Annotated in this window: 18 protein-coding genes; 11 read left to right on the plus strand and 7 right to left on the minus strand. The window is 40.0% G+C overall.

All coding sequences use genetic code 11. From position 1 onward, the window contains the following. Position 1: 1 nt before the first annotated feature. Positions 2-1,288, minus strand: a complete 1,287-nt coding sequence (gene kynU / locus CLW00_RS04125; RefSeq protein ID WP_106132392.1) for a kynureninase — start codon at positions 1,286-1,288, stop codon at positions 2-4. Positions 1,289-1,441: 153 nt separating this feature from the next. Between kynU and CLW00_RS04130 the strand changes: the two genes are divergently transcribed. After that, positions 1,442-1,822 carry a RidA family protein gene (locus CLW00_RS04130; protein ID WP_106132393.1) on the plus strand — a complete coding sequence of 127 codons (381 nt, stop codon included), beginning with the start codon at positions 1,442-1,444 and terminating at the stop codon, positions 1,820-1,822. 3 nt (positions 1,823-1,825) lie between these two features. Here CLW00_RS04130 and CLW00_RS04135 read toward each other — a convergent pair whose 3' ends face one another. Further along, positions 1,826-2,275 carry a DUF2867 domain-containing protein gene (locus CLW00_RS04135; protein WP_106132394.1) on the minus strand — a complete coding sequence of 150 codons (450 nt, stop codon included), beginning with the start codon at positions 2,273-2,275 and terminating at the stop codon, positions 1,826-1,828. A 56-nt stretch (positions 2,276-2,331) separates the two neighbouring features. Here CLW00_RS04135 and CLW00_RS04140 point away from each other — a divergent pair, with 56 nt between their 5' ends. The 3 genes from CLW00_RS04140 to CLW00_RS04150 all read left to right on the plus strand — a co-directional run bounded on the left by CLW00_RS04140 (position 2,332) and on the right by CLW00_RS04150 (position 4,715). Beyond that, on the plus strand, positions 2,332-2,802 hold the full coding sequence (locus CLW00_RS04140) for a hypothetical protein (protein ID WP_106132395.1): 471 nt from the start codon (positions 2,332-2,334) through the stop codon (positions 2,800-2,802). 171 nt (positions 2,803-2,973) lie between these two features. Continuing rightward, entirely contained in the window at positions 2,974-4,374 is a 1,401-nt protein-coding gene (fumC, locus tag CLW00_RS04145; RefSeq protein ID WP_106132396.1) for a class II fumarate hydratase, read from the plus strand. 20 nt (positions 4,375-4,394) lie between these two features. Then, positions 4,395-4,715, plus strand: a complete 321-nt coding sequence (locus CLW00_RS04150; RefSeq protein WP_106132397.1) for a hypothetical protein — start codon at positions 4,395-4,397, stop codon at positions 4,713-4,715. Positions 4,716-4,721: 6 nt separating this feature from the next. On the opposite strand, the gene CLW00_RS04155 is transcribed toward CLW00_RS04150, so the two are convergent. Both CLW00_RS04155 and CLW00_RS04160 read right to left on the minus strand, forming a co-directional pair. Continuing rightward, a complete protein-coding gene (locus CLW00_RS04155; protein ID WP_106132398.1) occupies positions 4,722-5,690 on the minus strand; it encodes a sugar phosphate isomerase/epimerase family protein in 969 nt (322 codons plus the stop codon). A 77-nt stretch (positions 5,691-5,767) separates the two neighbouring features. Next, positions 5,768-6,214 (minus strand): hypothetical protein, encoded by a 447-nt coding sequence (locus CLW00_RS04160; protein ID WP_106132399.1) that lies wholly within the window; start codon positions 6,212-6,214, stop codon positions 5,768-5,770. A gap of 67 nt (positions 6,215-6,281) precedes the next feature. Here CLW00_RS04160 and CLW00_RS04165 point away from each other — a divergent pair, with 67 nt between their 5' ends. Next, positions 6,282-7,955, plus strand: a complete 1,674-nt coding sequence (locus tag CLW00_RS04165) for an amidase (protein ID WP_106132669.1) — start codon at positions 6,282-6,284, stop codon at positions 7,953-7,955. 134 nt (positions 7,956-8,089) lie between these two features. On the opposite strand, the gene CLW00_RS04170 is transcribed toward CLW00_RS04165, so the two are convergent. Beyond that, on the minus strand, positions 8,090-8,512 hold the full coding sequence (locus CLW00_RS04170; RefSeq protein WP_106132400.1) for a nucleoside-diphosphate kinase: 423 nt from the start codon (positions 8,510-8,512) through the stop codon (positions 8,090-8,092). Positions 8,513-8,701: 189 nt separating this feature from the next. Between CLW00_RS04170 and CLW00_RS04175 the strand changes: the two genes are divergently transcribed. From CLW00_RS04175 to CLW00_RS04190, 4 genes are read left to right on the plus strand one after another with little or no spacing between them, the layout of a single operon-like run. Then, positions 8,702-9,742: a DHH family phosphoesterase gene (locus tag CLW00_RS04175; RefSeq protein WP_106132401.1), complete on the plus strand. Its 1,041-nt coding sequence runs from the start codon at positions 8,702-8,704 to the stop codon at positions 9,740-9,742. Then, complete coding sequence (locus tag CLW00_RS04180) at positions 9,729-10,667, plus strand: FKBP-type peptidyl-prolyl cis-trans isomerase (RefSeq protein ID WP_106132402.1); 939 nt, start codon at positions 9,729-9,731, stop codon at positions 10,665-10,667. The genes CLW00_RS04175 and CLW00_RS04180 overlap by 14 nt, the downstream gene beginning before the upstream one ends. Positions 10,668-10,671: 4 nt before the next feature. Then, positions 10,672-11,232, plus strand: a complete 561-nt coding sequence (locus CLW00_RS04185; protein ID WP_106132670.1) for an FKBP-type peptidyl-prolyl cis-trans isomerase — start codon at positions 10,672-10,674, stop codon at positions 11,230-11,232. Then, on the plus strand, positions 11,229-11,777 hold the full coding sequence (locus CLW00_RS04190) for an FKBP-type peptidyl-prolyl cis-trans isomerase (protein ID WP_106132403.1): 549 nt from the start codon (positions 11,229-11,231) through the stop codon (positions 11,775-11,777). Before CLW00_RS04185 ends, CLW00_RS04190 begins: the two co-directional genes overlap by 4 nt. A 232-nt stretch (positions 11,778-12,009) precedes the next feature. Here CLW00_RS04190 and CLW00_RS04195 read toward each other — a convergent pair whose 3' ends face one another. Beyond that, positions 12,010-12,603 carry a methyltransferase family protein gene (locus CLW00_RS04195; RefSeq protein ID WP_106132404.1) on the minus strand — a complete coding sequence of 198 codons (594 nt, stop codon included), beginning with the start codon at positions 12,601-12,603 and terminating at the stop codon, positions 12,010-12,012. Positions 12,604-12,838: 235 nt separating this feature from the next. On the opposite strand from CLW00_RS04195, the gene CLW00_RS04200 reads away from it, so the two are divergent. Together CLW00_RS04200 and deoC are read left to right on the plus strand one after the other, a co-directional pair. Further along, complete coding sequence (locus tag CLW00_RS04200; protein WP_106132405.1) at positions 12,839-14,053, plus strand: NAD(P)-dependent oxidoreductase; 1,215 nt, start codon at positions 12,839-12,841, stop codon at positions 14,051-14,053. A 97-nt stretch (positions 14,054-14,150) separates the two neighbouring features. Then, complete coding sequence (gene deoC / locus CLW00_RS04205; protein ID WP_106132406.1) at positions 14,151-14,810, plus strand: deoxyribose-phosphate aldolase; 660 nt, start codon at positions 14,151-14,153, stop codon at positions 14,808-14,810. Here deoC and CLW00_RS04210 read toward each other — a convergent pair whose 3' ends face one another. Continuing rightward, positions 14,811-15,992, minus strand: a complete 1,182-nt coding sequence (locus CLW00_RS04210; protein ID WP_106132407.1) for a Na/Pi symporter — start codon at positions 15,990-15,992, stop codon at positions 14,811-14,813. Positions 15,993-16,230: the final 238 nt, after the last annotated feature.

Here is a 16,230-nt window from a genome sequence, read left to right on the forward strand (position 1 = left end):
TTTAAGCAAATTTTTCAAGGGATTGTTCAAGTATTCTGGCAAATCTGTATACATCCAGAAAACTATTGTAAAGAGGTGTAGGTGCCAGCCTAATCACATTGGGATGTCTCCAGTCTCCTACTACTCCATGCTTATAGAATTCATCAAAGACGTTTTTACCTCCTTTATGAATCAGCAAAGATAGTTGACAGCCTCTTTCTTTTGGGTTTTTAGGTGTAATTATTTCCAAAACCCCTGATTCTCCGCTGATTTGTCGGATCAGAAACTCAAGATAACCTGTCAATAGTTCACTTTTCCTACGCAAATTATCTATCCCCGCCTTTTCGAAAATATCCAAAGAAGCTTGATGAGCTGCTAGGGCCAGTACATTTGAATTGGCTAGCTGCCAACCATCAGCACCGTACATAGGGACAAAACCTTTTTCCATTTTGAACCTTTCACCTTCCTCATGGCCCCACCAGCCTGCAAACCTGGGGAGCTCTTTGGCCTCTGCATACCTTTCGTGGACATAGATCCCTGAAACATTGCCCGGACCTGAGTTCAGGTATTTATACGAACACCAGGTTGCAAAATCTACGCCCCAATCGTGCAGTTGTAAGGGAACATTACCAGCAGCATGCGCCAAGTCAAATCCAGCTCGGGCTCCAACTGCATGTGCAGCCTTGGTGATGGCTTTCATATCAAATACTTGGCCAGTGTAATATTGTAAGCCTGCCATCATGACCAAAGCCAATTCGTCTTTATGAGTTTCTATGGCTTTCAAAATATCCTCAGTCCTTAAGGTATGTTCACCCTCACGTGGACTTATTTCAATAATTGTCTGGTCTGGATCCAAACCATGAAACTTCACTTGGGTCTCCAGCATATACATGTCAGAGGGAAAAGCACCTGCTTCTGTGATGATTTTAGATTTTTGACCAGTCGGCTGATAGAAAGACACCATCAAAAAGTGAAGGTTAGAGCTTAGGTTATTCATGGCAACCACTTCGTGTTCCTCTGCCCCTAGAATAGCAGCCAATGCAGGTTTTGATTTTTTCCTGATATGATACCAAGCATCCTCTCCATGAAAATGCCCGTCCACAGCCAAGTTGGCCCAGTTGTCCAATTCTTTTTGAAGGTATTCTTTTGCGGTTTTAGGTTGTAAACCCAAGGAATTACCACAAAAATAAATGGCTTCATTGCCATCTACTTTAGGAAATAAAAACTCACTTTTAAAACTTGCCATAGGATCCTTGGCATCCATTGATTTGGCAAATTCTTCCGAAAACTGGTATTGGGTATTTTCCATGCAAATGGGAATGGTTTGGGTTATTTTTTCAACTGTATAGATATAATTAGACTTATCCACTATTCAAACTTAGCACCTTTATAACTTGAAAAAAACAGTTTTGATATGGTTGGTTGCTTATCTAATGCCTATTTTGCATAAAAAAATTAAACTATGTCAAAAGAAATAATCTTTTCCAAGGAAGCACCCGCACCAATAGGCCCATACAGTCAGGCAGTCAAAGCAGGCAATACTTTGTATGTTTCGGGTCAGATTCCCCTTGATGCGGAAACAGGTGAACTTATCAATGAAAACATAACTGAAGAAACTCATGCTGTGATGAAGAATCTTGAAGCGGTTTTACGTGCTGCAGGGTATGGTTTTGATGATGTTGTAAAATGCAGCATTTTTATCAAGGATATGGGACAGTTTGCTACGATCAATGACGCTTATGGGCAATATTTCAAAAACAATCCCCCTGCAAGAGAAACTGTAGAGGTGGCACGTTTGCCAAAGGATGTCAATGTAGAAATTTCCTGCATTGCAGTGAAATAATCATTAGCCCTTTGAAATTTCTTTTCCCATTTTATAAAAAATCCAATAATGGAGAGGCCTGACCATGTACCAGTAGGCCTTTCCTTTGATTCCTTCCGGTAAAAACCTTGTTTCTTGGATCAGTTTGGACTCAGATATCCTCCACTTTATAAACACCTTTCCAGGAAGACTCATTTCTGCCTGCAATGCAAGAATTTTTGATTTTTGATCCAATTTGATGATGCGCCAAAAGTCAATTTGGTCTCCAACTTCAAGTGCTTCAGGATTTTTTCTGCCTTGTCTGTACCCTATGCCACCAAAAATCTTATCGATTTTACCTCTTAATTTCCACAAAACCGTACCATAGTACCAACCATTTTCACCCCCTATGTGAAGAACTTTTTCCCAAACCCGAGCTTTATTATCTATACTGTAAGAAAAAATTTCTTTGAAAGTATAAGCACCTTTATCCATAACAGTGTTTTAATACCTTTGAAAATTAGATTATTTAGACCTTAAAAAAGACAAATATGCCATTTCTCCCTTTCCAAAGTGAAATATTGGTCTCATCCTTAAAAAAGGAAGAGGTTCTTTTACGTTTGGATAAGGTAACCCGAAATGTGAATTTTTTAGATTTAGAAGCCAGAAAAAGCGATGGATACAAATTCAATGGAGTCATATCCCCTGATGCCTTTAGGGTTTCTTTGGTAATTGATAAGGCTGATTCCTTTTTGCCTTTGATCAAAGGGAATATTGAAGATTCGGGAAATGGGAGCATCCTATTCTTAGAGTACCGCCTATTTCCAAGTTCAGTCTTTTTCCTTGTTTTTTGGTCCTTGGTGACCCTTGGCCTTTTTTTCTTTTTTGGTTTGACAGCAGAAAAACCCCTCTATGCGCTGATCAGCTTGGCTATTGGATTGGTAAACTATCTGTTTGCGTGGTCTTATTTTAAGAAAAAAACAAAAATCTCCCAGCAGATATTTCACCGGTTATTGCAATAGCCGTGGAAAAGAACAAAGTGCTTCTTTACTCTTACTGATTTTTTCTTAGGTTTGAGAAAACCCTCCAAAACGCACAAGCCTTAATTTAACCATATTCTATCCAATAGGTTATGGATTATGCTTATCAGCTAGTATTTTAGCGGACTCGAAAAATAACCAACAGATAATTTTATGAGCATAAGAATAGAAAAAGATACCATGGGCCCCGTGGAAGTCCCTGCAGACAAATATTGGGGTGCACAGACCCAAAGGTCTATCAATAATTTTAAAATTGGTGGTGAGCGTAACAGGATGCCGATAGAGATTATCCGAGCTTTTGCCATACTCAAAAAATCAGCCGCCCTTGCCAACGCAGAACTTGGTGTGCTTGAACAGGATAAAGCTGACATCATCGCCAAAGTATGTGAAGAAGTCATTGAAGGCAAACATGACGATCAATTTCCATTGGTGATTTGGCAAACAGGCTCTGGAACACAGTCAAACATGAATTCCAACGAAGTGATCGCATACAGGGCACATGTTCTCTTAGGCGGATCTTTGGAAGATGCAAAAAAGAAAATCCACCCAAATGATGATGTGAACAAGTCACAATCTTCCAATGACACTTTTCCAACAGCCATGCACATTGCTGCATACAAAATGCTTATGGAAACTACCATTCCTGGGTTGGAAAAACTACGTGACACGCTAAAGCAAAAATCTGAGGCCTTTATGGAAGTGGTGAAAATAGGCAGAACCCATTTTATGGACGCTACACCCCTTACACTTGGTCAGGAGTTTTCTGGCTATGTAGCTCAATTGGATCATGGTCTAAGGGCTTTGAAAAATACACTTCCTCATCTTTCCGAACTTGCTTTAGGAGGTACAGCTGTGGGTACCGGATTGAATACACCAAAAGGGTATGCAGAATTGGTAGCCAAAAAAATAGCCGAATTTTCCGGTCAACCTATGGTGACAGCTCCCAATAAGTTTGAAGCTTTGGCCGCACACGACGCCATAGTGGAATCGCACGGGGCATTGAAGCAGGTAGCTGTAAGCCTGATGAAAATAGCCAATGATATCAGAATGCTTTCTTCAGGTCCAAGGTCTGGTATTGGGGAAATTCTGATACCGGAAAACGAACCTGGCTCTTCCATCATGCCTGGCAAAGTAAACCCTACCCAAGTAGAGGCTATAACCATGGTCGCAGCTCAAGTGATGGGCAACGATGTGGCAATATCCGTAGGTGGCTCCAATGGTCACTTTGAACTGAATGTTTTCAAACCTATGATGATAGCAAACTTCCTTCAATCAGCACGGTTGATTGGTGATGCCTGCGTATCCTTCAATGACAATTGTGCTATAGGAATAGAACCAAATACTGCATTCATCAAAAGGCATTTGGAAAACTCTTTGATGCTCGTAACTGCCCTTAACCCCCATATTGGCTATGAAAATGCCGCCGCCATTGCAAAGAAAGCGCACAAAGAAGGAACTTCACTTAGAGAAGCTGCTTTGGCATTGGGATTGTTAACTAATGAGCAATTTGATGAATGGGTTAGACCCGAAGATATGACCGGAAGCTTGAAATAATCATTTAACAAACGAAAAATATGAAAAAGACTATTTTGAATCTTTCCCTGGCAACCGCAATGGTCCTAGGTGGCACTACAGCGACAATGGCCAAAGATAAACCTGCTAAATCCGAAAATGAGCTTACTGAAGCTCAAGCGCAAAGAATGGAGGAGATTGATGCTAGGGTGCTCGAAATCAAGCAGATGGAATTCGCTGAAATGAGCAAAGAAGAAAGAAAAGAAATCAAAAGTGAATTGAAATCGCTTCACAAAGAAGCAAAGCAGAACAGTGGAAGTGGTATTTACATTTCCACTGGTGCTTTGATCATCATCATTATTCTATTGATCATCCTTTTATAAGAACAATCATTTCAGCCCAAGATTTGAAAGAAAATTGTAGCTGTTTTGAAGTGCAGATTTAGGTTCAGGAGTCATGTCTTTTTCTAAGAAAAAGTGTTTGGCTCCTGAATTTTTTGCTGACTGTATGATTTCTTCAAGTGGCAATGCACCTGTGCCGGCATCTGCCAAATAAGGAAATAACTCCATCCATTCCTGCATCGTTTCGCCAGCACCTTGGAACGTTTTCATCTCGCTCATGTCTTTGAGGTGTAATAGCGGAAACCTGCCTGGATTATTCTCCAACATCGCAATGGGATCTACCCCTGCAGCTGTAAACCAAAAAACATCCATTTGCATTTTTACTGTTTCAGGATCTGTATTTTCTAAAATATAACTGAAAGGTACCGTTCCCTCCTTTGGCTGATGACCATAGCCATGATTATGATAGAAAAAGGTAAGACCATGCTTTTTGGCATTTTCACCTACCTTGTTAAAAACCTCCACAGTCTTTTTGTAACCTTCTAAATCCTGACGCATAGCATCCGGAATCATAGCGATTCCCACATATTTATGTCCAATTATATGCGCAGCTTCAGCTACAGCGCCCATGTTTTGTTCCAATGTAGGCAAGTCAACATGGATTGAGGGAGCAGTTAAGCCATAGGTGTCCAATAAGGTTTTCAGTTCTTTGGGCGATTTTCCAAAATATCCTGAGCCCGAAAAACCTAAGAATCCAGCTACATTTTTCCAATCATCCTTGGCAGATTGTACACTATAATCGTATGGGCCGTAAAACTCCAATTCCTTGTAGCCAATCTCTGAAATCATCTTCAAAGTACCCTCAAAATCCTCTGATAATGATTTTGGAAGTGTAAATAGGGCTACACCATATTTTTCAGCGCTTTGCATTTCATGCATACTCTTCGCCCAAGTAGGCAATACTCCTGCAGCGGCTGTAAGCAACACACTGCTTTGAATAAACTTTCTTCTATTCATGGTAATTTGATTCAATGATGAGCAGACAAAATAAGGATTATTTACTTTACGTACTATTTACACAATGATAAATTATATCATTCTTCTTTTCTAGAATCAATATATTTTTTGACCTGTGTGGACCTGAGAAATATAATTGAGAGTGGAATTAACCAAATAAGCTCATTGAACACCAAATGGAATATGGTTCTTTTGTTCCAATCCAATTCTGGCATAAAGATCAAAACAAACCAAAGGGCAAGGACAATTTTCCCTACGATGCCAGCCAAAATCAAGTAGCGCCAACTCAATGGATAAAAAGCACTTAAGAAAATCAAAAAACCCAACAACATCCCTACTGTACCCAAGGCAGTGCTACTGCTGATTGCTGTAAAGGCAGGATCCAATGAAAGCCACTTGAGTAAATCCTGTCCAAAATACCTGAAAAAAGCGCCTATGGCAAAGGTATACATCCCTGTCAGAAGCAATAAACCCCTCATGGGCATTGGAAAAATCGGAAAAGCACTATTTTTCTCTTCAGTCATGTGTGTTTATATTGTAGAAATTAACTTTTTTACATCACGGATGTTTTTCACCCAAATACAAATCTACATGAAGCAAATAAAAAACAAGTCAGTATGGACACTTATTATACTCCTACCTATAGCCTTGATAGTGGGGTTTATTTCAGGAAAGCAGGCAAATGAGATTACCCCCTCTATGATTGCCGCTGCAGAAACCCTGATTGGATTGGAATTCACACCTGCAGAACGTGACAGCATGATGCGCAATCTGGAGGGACACCGCTCGGGTTTTCAGAGAATGAGGGCGCTAAACTTGGATAACAGCACCTCGCCCGCCCTTTATTTCAATCCTTTACCACATGGATATGTTCCTGATCAAAATCAGCTTGAACTAGACTGGGGTTTGAAAGCGTCCGTCAACCTTCCTGAAAAAGACAATGATATTGCTTTTATGCCTTTGCATGATCTTGCAATATTGATCAAAAACAAGCAAATCAGCGCTGAAAGACTTACCAAGCTATTTATTGATAGGATAAAAACTCATTCTGATACACTTGAAAACCTCATCACTTTGATGGAAGACACAGCACTAGCCCAAGCAAGGTTGATGGACGAGGAATTGGCAAACGGAAATTACCGCGGACCCTTGCATGGCATTCCATATGGTGTCAAAGACCTGCTGTCCGTAAAAGACACCAAGACTACCTGGGGAGCCATGCCATACAAGGATCAGGAAATAAACCATACTGCTACGGTAGTGGAGAAATTGGAAAATGCAGGTGCTGTATTGATTGGAAAATTCACTTTGGGAGCTTTGGCTATGGGTGATGTATGGTATGGTGGAGTCACCAAAAACCCCTGGAATTTAGAACAAGGCAGTAGTGGATCCTCCGCCGGATCAGCATCTGCAGTCAGCGCAGGATTGGTGCCATTTGCTATTGGAACCGAAACGCTCGGAAGCATAGTATCACCTTCTACACGAAATGGTGTCACTGGGTTGAGACCTACCTTTGGAAGGGTAAGTAGAGACGGAGCCATGGCCCTAAGCTGGAGTATGGACAAAATAGGCCCCATCTCACGATCTGCACTTGATAATGGCATCGTCCTTTCGGTCATCAATGGCCATGATGCAAAGGATAAGAGTACAATTCCTGCAGCATTCAACTACCGCGCAGAAAAAAACTGGAAATCACTGAAAGTGGGCTATTTCAAAGAGTTTTTTGAAAACGAAAGGGCAACTGAACATGACAAACGTGTTTTGAGTGATCTTCAAGAAATGGGAGTCGAACTGCATCCTGTAAAGCTTGAAACGTCAGTAGACGTAAGCAGCATGCTGATATCACTATATGTGGAAGGTGCAGCGGCCTTTGATGAACTTACAAGAGAAAATATGGATGACCTTTTGGTAGCACAGCACAGAGGGGCTTGGCCAAATCTTTTCAGGTCTTCAAGGTTTATCCCTGCGGTGGAGTACATTCAAGCCAATAGGTACAGGAATATCCTGATTGAAGAAATGCATGCTCTTTTTTCCGATTATGATGTAATTGTGACACCTAGCTATGGTGGCAATCAACTTCAAATCACCAATCTGACAGGTCACCCTGCCCTGTGCATGCCTAATGGCTTTTTGGAAAATGGCTCACCGGTATCCATTACATTTCTAGCCAACTTATTTGAGGAAGAAAAATTGATTATGCTAGGTAAAGCTTACCAAGACCATACCGAATGGCAAAGCAAAAGACCGCCTCTTTTCGATAGATAATATCCCAATTGATGCCAGGAAATAAAAAGCATGGAAACCTGATAATCTTTCTACTCTTGAAAAATTGAATTCTTGCATAAAAAAAGTCCCCACAGCTCGGCTGTGGGGGACTTTTTAGGTTTAAAGAATATTTTTTACAATACCCTTTCAAATTGGCTGAAATAGAAGTTTCCTTCGATGGCAGCATTTTCGTCAGAATCAGAGCCATGAACAGCATTGGCTTCTATAGATTTGGCAAATATCTTTCTTATGGTACCATCTTCAGCTTTACTAGGATCCGTAGCTCCTATCAATTTTCTGAAATCTTCCACTGCATTGTCTTTTTCAAGAATAGCAGCGATAATCGGTCCGGAAGACATATATTTACAAAGGTCAGCATAGAAAGGTCTTTCCTTATGAACTTCATAGAATTTACCCGCCAGCTCTGCTGTCAATTGCGTAGCTTTCAATGCAACGATTTTAAACCCTGCCTCTTCTATCATTTTCAAAATAGCTCCTGAATTGCCTGCTCCAAAAGCATCAGGCTTGATCATGGTGAATGTTCTTTTTCCTGCCATTGTTTTTTATTTTTCTAGTTTTAAATCAGGGTGCAAAATTAGTTTAATTAGTCGAAACTCCGAATAAAGGTTATGAAATCTAGCTTATCTTATTCAAAGTAAGCCAATTATCTTTATTGGGAATTTTAAAAAATTATCCTGACCTTTGCGGACTATGTTTCTCTGTAGAGGGCGTATTAAAGCAATGAAATGCAAGAATTAGAGTCATTCAAAGAAGTAATTTCCTCCCCCAAAAAAGTTGTCATTACCACTCATCATAAGCCTGATGCTGATGCATTGGGGTCTTCCCTGGGTATGGCCAACTATCTGTTGAAGAAAGGGCATGAAGTTACTGTCATCACTCCTTCTGATTACCCGTCCTTTCTTCACTGGATGAAAGGAAATGATGATGTCATCAATTTTGAGGATAAGAGCAAACAGGAATTGGCTAGAAAACATATCCAAGAAGCTGAAGTCATTTTCTGTCTTGATTTTTCCTGTCTCAGTAGGATACAGGACATGCAAGCATCAGTAGAAGAGTCCAAAGCGTATAAAGTCAATATCGACCATCATCAGGATCCAAAAGATTTTGCTGACTTCAGGTATTGGAGTACAGATGCTGCGGCAACCTGCGAGTTGGTCTTTGAGCTTATAGAAGCGCTGGGGGACAAGGGCTTGGTAGATAAGGAGATTGCAGACTGTCTATATGCCGGTATTATGACGGATACAGGTGGTTTTAGACATCCCAACACTACGAAGAATGTCCACCTGATTACGGCGGAGTTAATCGACCTTGGTGCTGATAACAGCAAAATCTCCAGGTTGATCTATGACACGAACAGCATCAATAGGCTAAAATTCATAGGCTTTGCCATTACCAGGAGGTTGGTGATAATGGAGGATTTGCAGACGGCTTATTTTGCCATCAGCAAAAAAGACCTTAGAAAATACCACTCCAAAACAGGTGATACAGAGGGTTTGGTCAATTACGCTTTGTCGTTGGATGGAATCAAAATTGCCGCACTTTTCACTGAAAGAGAAGACGGAGTGAAAATTTCTTTCCGCTCAATCGAAGAAGTTGCCATCAATAAATTTGCTTCAGAATACTTTGATGGTGGGGGGCACAAAAATGCATCGGGAGGCAAGTCCCCTTTGAGCTTGAAAGAGACCACAGAAAATTTCGAAAAACTTATAAAAGAAAATCAAAAAACGTTGTTCAATCAATTAGAACTAATCCATGAAAAAAACTAAAACACTTTTATTTTCCTTGGCTATTGCCATGATAGCCTTTGGCGCTTCGTCTTGTAAAAAATCAAAGACAACCTCTGATGGTATAGAGTATACATATATCAAAGAAGGTAAAGAAACCCCTAAAAACGGAGAGTATGTCCTTTACCATTTGATAGTTAAAACAGCTTCTGATTCTACTTTTATTTCTACTTACGATCAGAACATGCCCGGATACCTTCAGTACAATGATTCTATCCCGAGACAAACGGGTATGGATGAGATATTCCTAAGCTTGAAAAAAGGTGACAGCATCGCATTTGAATCAAAAGCTGAGAAAATCTTCGGTTTGGAAAATGTTCCTCCTTTTATTCAAAGTGACGAGAATGTAAAAATCAGAATCGGTGTAGTGGATGTGTTGAGCCAGGAAGGACTTCAGACTTACTTCGAGGCTATGCAAGAGGCGCAGGCTAAGAAGCAAGCAGAGAATTCTATCAAACAATTGGAAATCGACACGCAAAAAATCGAAGATTACATTTCTGAAAATAATCTCAATGCAACCAGGACAGAATCAGGTTTATATTACGTCATCGAAGAAGAAGGAGACGGAACAGAAATCGAAACTGGCGACTTGGTATTTGTACACTACGCAGGTTATTTAATGGACGGTACATTATTTGATACCAGCATGAAGGCACTTGCTCAGGAAAAAGGCACTTACAGTGAACAAAGAGACATGCAAGATCAGTATGGTCCTTTAGAAGTAAGGGCTGGAATGGGACAGGTTATCCAAGGCTGGGACGAAGGATTGGTATTGCTAAGCAAAGGTGCAAAAGCAAAATTCTTGATTCCATCTACTCTAGCTTATGGAGACAGAAATGCCGGTGGACCAATTCAACCAAACTCTGTTTTGATCTTCGACGTAGAAATCACAGATGTTCAAAAATAATAGTATGAAAAGAATCAGTATAGTTGCCGTTATGGTATTTCTTGCTTTTGCAGGTTGTATTTCTGATGAAGCCAATTTAGAGTTGCTTCTCGATAGAGATAAACAAGCAATAGAAAAATACCTTCAAGAAAATCCTATTGCTTCGGTTAAGGAGTTTGTAGATGAACCAACGGGTTTGAGGGTCTTGTGGCAAGAATTGTCAGAGAGCGGAATCAAACCGGAGTTCGGGGACACGCTATTCGTCAATTATACTGGCAAATTACTCAACAATGTTGTTTTCGACTCTTCTATCGAATCAGTAGCCAAGGATAACAATATTTATAACCCTAACAGACCATATGAACCATTTGCTTTTCTGTTTGGCTATGGCAATCAAGCAATATTAGGGTTTGAATTCGCCTTGTCCATTATGGAAGAGGGTGATGTGGCAACTACCTTATTTCCGTCTCTTTATGGATACGGAAACGACGAAAGACCTTCCATACCAGCAAACAGCCCATTGTTATTTGAGTTGGAATTTGTAAGGATAGGAAAAATCACTTCTGAAGACCCTGATGATTTATGAAATTAGTAAGTAAAATGTTATTGGGCTTACTTGTGTTGCTGGCAGTAGTTGCCTGTAACCAAGAACCGCCTAACTTCTTCGGCCCTACCTACGATGTGGAGGCCAACCTTGCAAGAGAGGCTCCAATCATTGAGGAATTCTTGAGAACCTATGAATTGGACACTGTAGCAAGAATCAACGATAGAAATGGAGTAGTGATCCTTGTACAAGAAGAGGGGGACGGAGCCAGACCTAGTGAGTTTACTTTAGTCTATTGCAACTATGTCACAAGATTACTTGACGGCACTATCGTCGATACCAATATGGAGGATTTGGCGATTGCCAATGATATCTGGGAAGAAAATCGTCTTTACCGAATATTCCAATTCACGATTGGTGCAGGTGATGCCATTGAAGGATTTAGTATAGGGTTTAGAAATCTCAAAAGTGGCTCAAAGGCCCATTTTGTCGTGCCTTCTGTATGGGCATATAGAGACCAAGAAAGACCTAATATTCCTGAAGACTCTATTCTGCTATTTGAAGTGGAATTTCTGGGAATGGATTAAAAATTATGATTATCCGCAATCATGCCAACAATGAATTAAACGAGGGTTTTTGGGCAAAGGGATACTAATAGAAATTGGATATTTATCGATATTGGTTCGAAATCACAGGTGAATTCAATTATTTAGATTCTACTGGAATGAAAGCGGATATACATATTAAAAATATATAAAAAGAGGCTGTCAAAATTGACAGCCTCTTTGCTTTTCTTGGTTTTCAACAATTGTATTGAATCTATTTTTTGATTCTTAGCAAAGGTATGGAAGAGGGTACATTATCCTTATATTTTAGATACTCCTCCCCATATACACTGATCAGTTTTTTCTCCTCAAAATAAATCCCAATCGGAATATATATCAATAAACAAACCAAGTGGATCAATGAACTAAAGAATGGGGCAAAGAGAAAATAACCTAGAAAAATCAAAGCCAGCCCCGTGTAAATAGGGTGTCTCATCCGGCTATGAATACCTGAAGTGATCAATGGTTCGGTTTCTTCCAAGTCATCATGGATTTTGAACCCAATAAACCTCGCTCCTGAGAAGTTTTTGAAAGATTTCACAAGGATGATAGTACCAAAAGTAGCAAACATATACCCCATATAAGTCAATAACTCCGTGGAAGCGAGTACCTGATCTTTTTCCAAAGTAGCAGAATACACTAAGATGGCTAGAAAGAAAACACTAAAAATAAATGAATAGAAAAGCCTATACCACTTGTAGCCAGATTTTAACAATGATTTGATTTTTTCTTTCACGCTTATTGCTGCCATGTAGGAATGCGTGAAATAAAAGAGCCCCCAGAGAATCGCTAAAATTAGGTATGACATAGTTAGATTTGCTTTGTAATGCAATTAAATCAAAAGGCAGGAAGTTCCATTATGTAGAGATTTTTAGGTTTCAGTTTTTTCATTGAAAGGGTTTTCATAATTTGAAGCATTAAATCTTTTGATGTAAAGTCGTTCATGGATAAAATGTCTCACGGTTCACTTACTGTCTAAGATGCAAGATTCCATACAAGCCTGTCGGCGAATAAATGGAAAATAGAAAATAAATGTTAAACACATGAAAATAGGCCTGATTAAGGAGGGAAAGACCCCACCTGACAAAAGAGTAGCTTTTACACCGCAACAGGTAAAAGACATTCAGGAAAGATACCCTGGAGCTTTTGAGTTTTTTGTACAGCCAAGTCCTATCCGTTGTTTTGCGGATGAGGAATATGAAGCATTGGGGATTCCTTTAACTGAGGACATGTCGGATTGTGATTGGTTGATAGGAATTAAGGAAGTACCTATTCCCAACTTGATTGCTGATAAAACCTATTTGTTTTTTTCCCATACCATCAAGGAACAGGCATATAACAGGAAGCTTCTTCAAACTATACTTGAAAAAAATATTAAGCTTCTCGATTATGAAGTGCTCAAAAATGAAAATGGACAGCGAACTGTCGCTTTTGGCAGATGGGCAGGAATCGTGGGGGCATACAATGGGCTTTGGACCTATGGCAAAAAATCCGGCCTCTTTGACCTGAAAAGGGCAAATGAGTGTTTTGACAGAGATGAACTTGAAGAGGAACTCAAAAAAGTACAGCTTCCCCCCATTAAGATCGTTGTCACTGGAACTGGCCGGGTTGGAAAAGGGGTCTTGGAGGTCTTTAACAGTATCGCCTTACGCGAGGTAAGTCCTCATGAATTGATCCATAATTATTACGATGAGGCAGTTTTTGCTGTCTTAGACAATGACGACTATAACCGAAGAAAGACTGATGGGGGCTTTGACCAAAAAGAGTTTTATGCCGAACCGCAGAAATATGAGAGTCATTTCCTAAAATTTGCCGAAGTGTCTGACATACTCATTGCTGCTGCTTATTGGGACAATCGGGCACCAAGGCTATTTACAAGACAAGACATCAATTCTGAAGACTTTTGCATTTCTGTAATTGCGGACATTACCTGCGATATAGAAGGTTCTATTCCCACCACACTCAAGCCTTCCACAATCGCCGATCCGGTATATGATGTGGATAGGGAAACTTTTGAGGTATTGGAGCCTTTTGGCAAGCAGAATAGCATTTCGGTGATGGCAGTTGACAACCTTCCCACAGAACTCCCGAGGGATGCTTCTGAGGAGTTTGGCAGCCATTTGAGTGAACATTTTATTCCTGAATTGCTAAAAGAAAAGTCAAAGATCCTCGACAGGGCCACCATCACCAAGGATGGAGACCTGACAATCGAGTTTATTTACCTGAAGGATTACGTAGAAGGAAAGTCAACAGATTGACATAAAATCGGCCGTGATTAAAAACTACCTATGAGATAAAAATGGACATCCGCTTTTTCCGATGTAGAAAGAAATAACGGTTTAAAAAATTTAAATGATGAAAAATATACAACGATTTATAGAGCAGACGGTGCTCAAGCCACAGACCACTGATGCAGACATTGATAATTTAGTTCAAGAGGCTAAGAAGTTTGGTTTTGTAGGCATTTGTGTTCCTCCTTTTTGGGTCAAAAAAGCCAAACGTGAAATTGGAGAGGCAGACATACAAGTCGTGACAGTGGTCGGTTTCCCTTTAGGTTACAATATGACTGAGACGAAAGTTTTTGAAACAGAACAAGCCATCAAAAATGGAGCAGATGAAATTGATGTAGTTTGGTCCACGACATCTTTTAAGGCAGGCATGAACTGGCCAAAAATTGAATTGGCTAAATTGGCTTCTTTATGCCATGAACATGAAAGAATTTTGAAGGTAATCTTAGAGACGGCTTACCTGAGTGATGAAGAAATTATAGAAGCCTGTAAAATATGTGCTGATGCGGGAGTAGATTATGTCAAAACCTCTACGGGTTTTGCTCCCGAAGGTGCTCAAATTCACCATATCAAGCTGATGAGGGAAAATCTACCATCCAACGTCGGTATCAAAGCCAGCGGTGGAATCAAATCTTATGCGCAGGCGGTAGCAATGATAGAGGCTGGAGCCGATAGGATTGGCACCAGCTCGGGAGTTCAGATCGTAGAAGAGGCAGGCAAAAATTAATTAAGGCTTGATAAAAATCTCCTCTGTTTGAGGTTTCTGGTTTTGGTTGATGCCCATCTGCCGGATATCACCATCCTTATTAAAGTAGATCAGCAAGAAGGGAATGATAAAGAAGGTAAGTACGATGTAAGCAAAGCCCACAAATCTAGTCCTGACAGACTCTCTGCCAAGAAAAGTGGCAAGCTTGACCGGAATATTTCTTATCCCGGGAAAAGGCAAGAAAATCAAAGCACCAAAGAAATTGAATAAAAAGTGGACGATGGCGATGCTGATTGCTGCCTCTGTCTTGTAAATGGCCGCTATAGCTGCTGTAATTGTCGTTCCGATATTTGCACCGATTATAAATGGAAAAGCCTTAACCAAGGAGACTTTCCTGTTGGCTACTGCGGGAACAATAAGCGAGGTAGTCACCGTACTAGATTGCACGGCAGCCGTAAAGAATATCCCATAAAAGAAGGCCACGAGGGGTTTTTGAAAAATATGTTTGTTGGCCTTGTTGTAACTTGGTGACATAAAGACCTTAAACACCGAGGTGGACAAAAACTTGATTGATGCAAAAACCAAAGCTATTGCCAATATCAAGGATACCAAGGGTTGGGAAATAAGGTTGACCAACCATATCGTCACAGGCCTTGTAAAAAGCACATTGTAACTGTAGTTTCCATTGTCAGTCACAGCGGAGTCAAAAAATGTATCTGTAAGATAAATAGCCATTTGACTCAAAAAACCAAAGTAAACTTCAAGTGGAAAAAGCACCAATACAGACAGGATATTAAATATATCATGTAACACACCGGCAGAAAGGGCTTTTTTGAACTCATTTTTTTTCATGATAAATGAAAAAGCCACCAAAGTACTTGTGATAGTGGTACCGATATTTGCTCCCATTACCAAGGGGACTGCCTGCTCAAGCCTCAAAGTACCCGCAGCTACTACTGCCACAATCATGGCTGTAACAGTAGAGCTGCTTTGAAATAAGGCAGTCATCAATAGTCCTATGAAAAGCCCTACGAATGGATTGTTGGTAGCCTGAAACAGCTGTTGGACAAATTGGTTGTTGAACTGAACCAATGAAACCGTCAGCATATCTATAGAGAGCATAAAAAGTAAAAATGCAAGAAGCATTTTAAATAAAGTAAAAACCTTATTTGAAGAAGCGCTAGAATCTTGGATACTGCTCATTTATAGAAAAACCCCAAGCGGGGTCTCGAAATCTTTTAAAATTATTACAAAGTAAAAACAAGGTTTACAATTTATGGGGGTTTTGATATGAAGATTTTGTTAACATTGACGAAGGAGTCTACGACTATTCTTTAATTTTGTAAAAATATACTCAATTTTGTCCTCCATAAGTTCAATGTAAATTCTATATTAAGCTTACAATAAGAATTTGAAGCCTTTTTGAGTAAAACTTAATCAA

It is taken from the genome of Mongoliibacter ruber (assembly GCF_003003005.1).
Lineage (GTDB): Bacteria > Bacteroidota > Bacteroidia > Cytophagales > Cyclobacteriaceae > Mongoliibacter > Mongoliibacter ruber.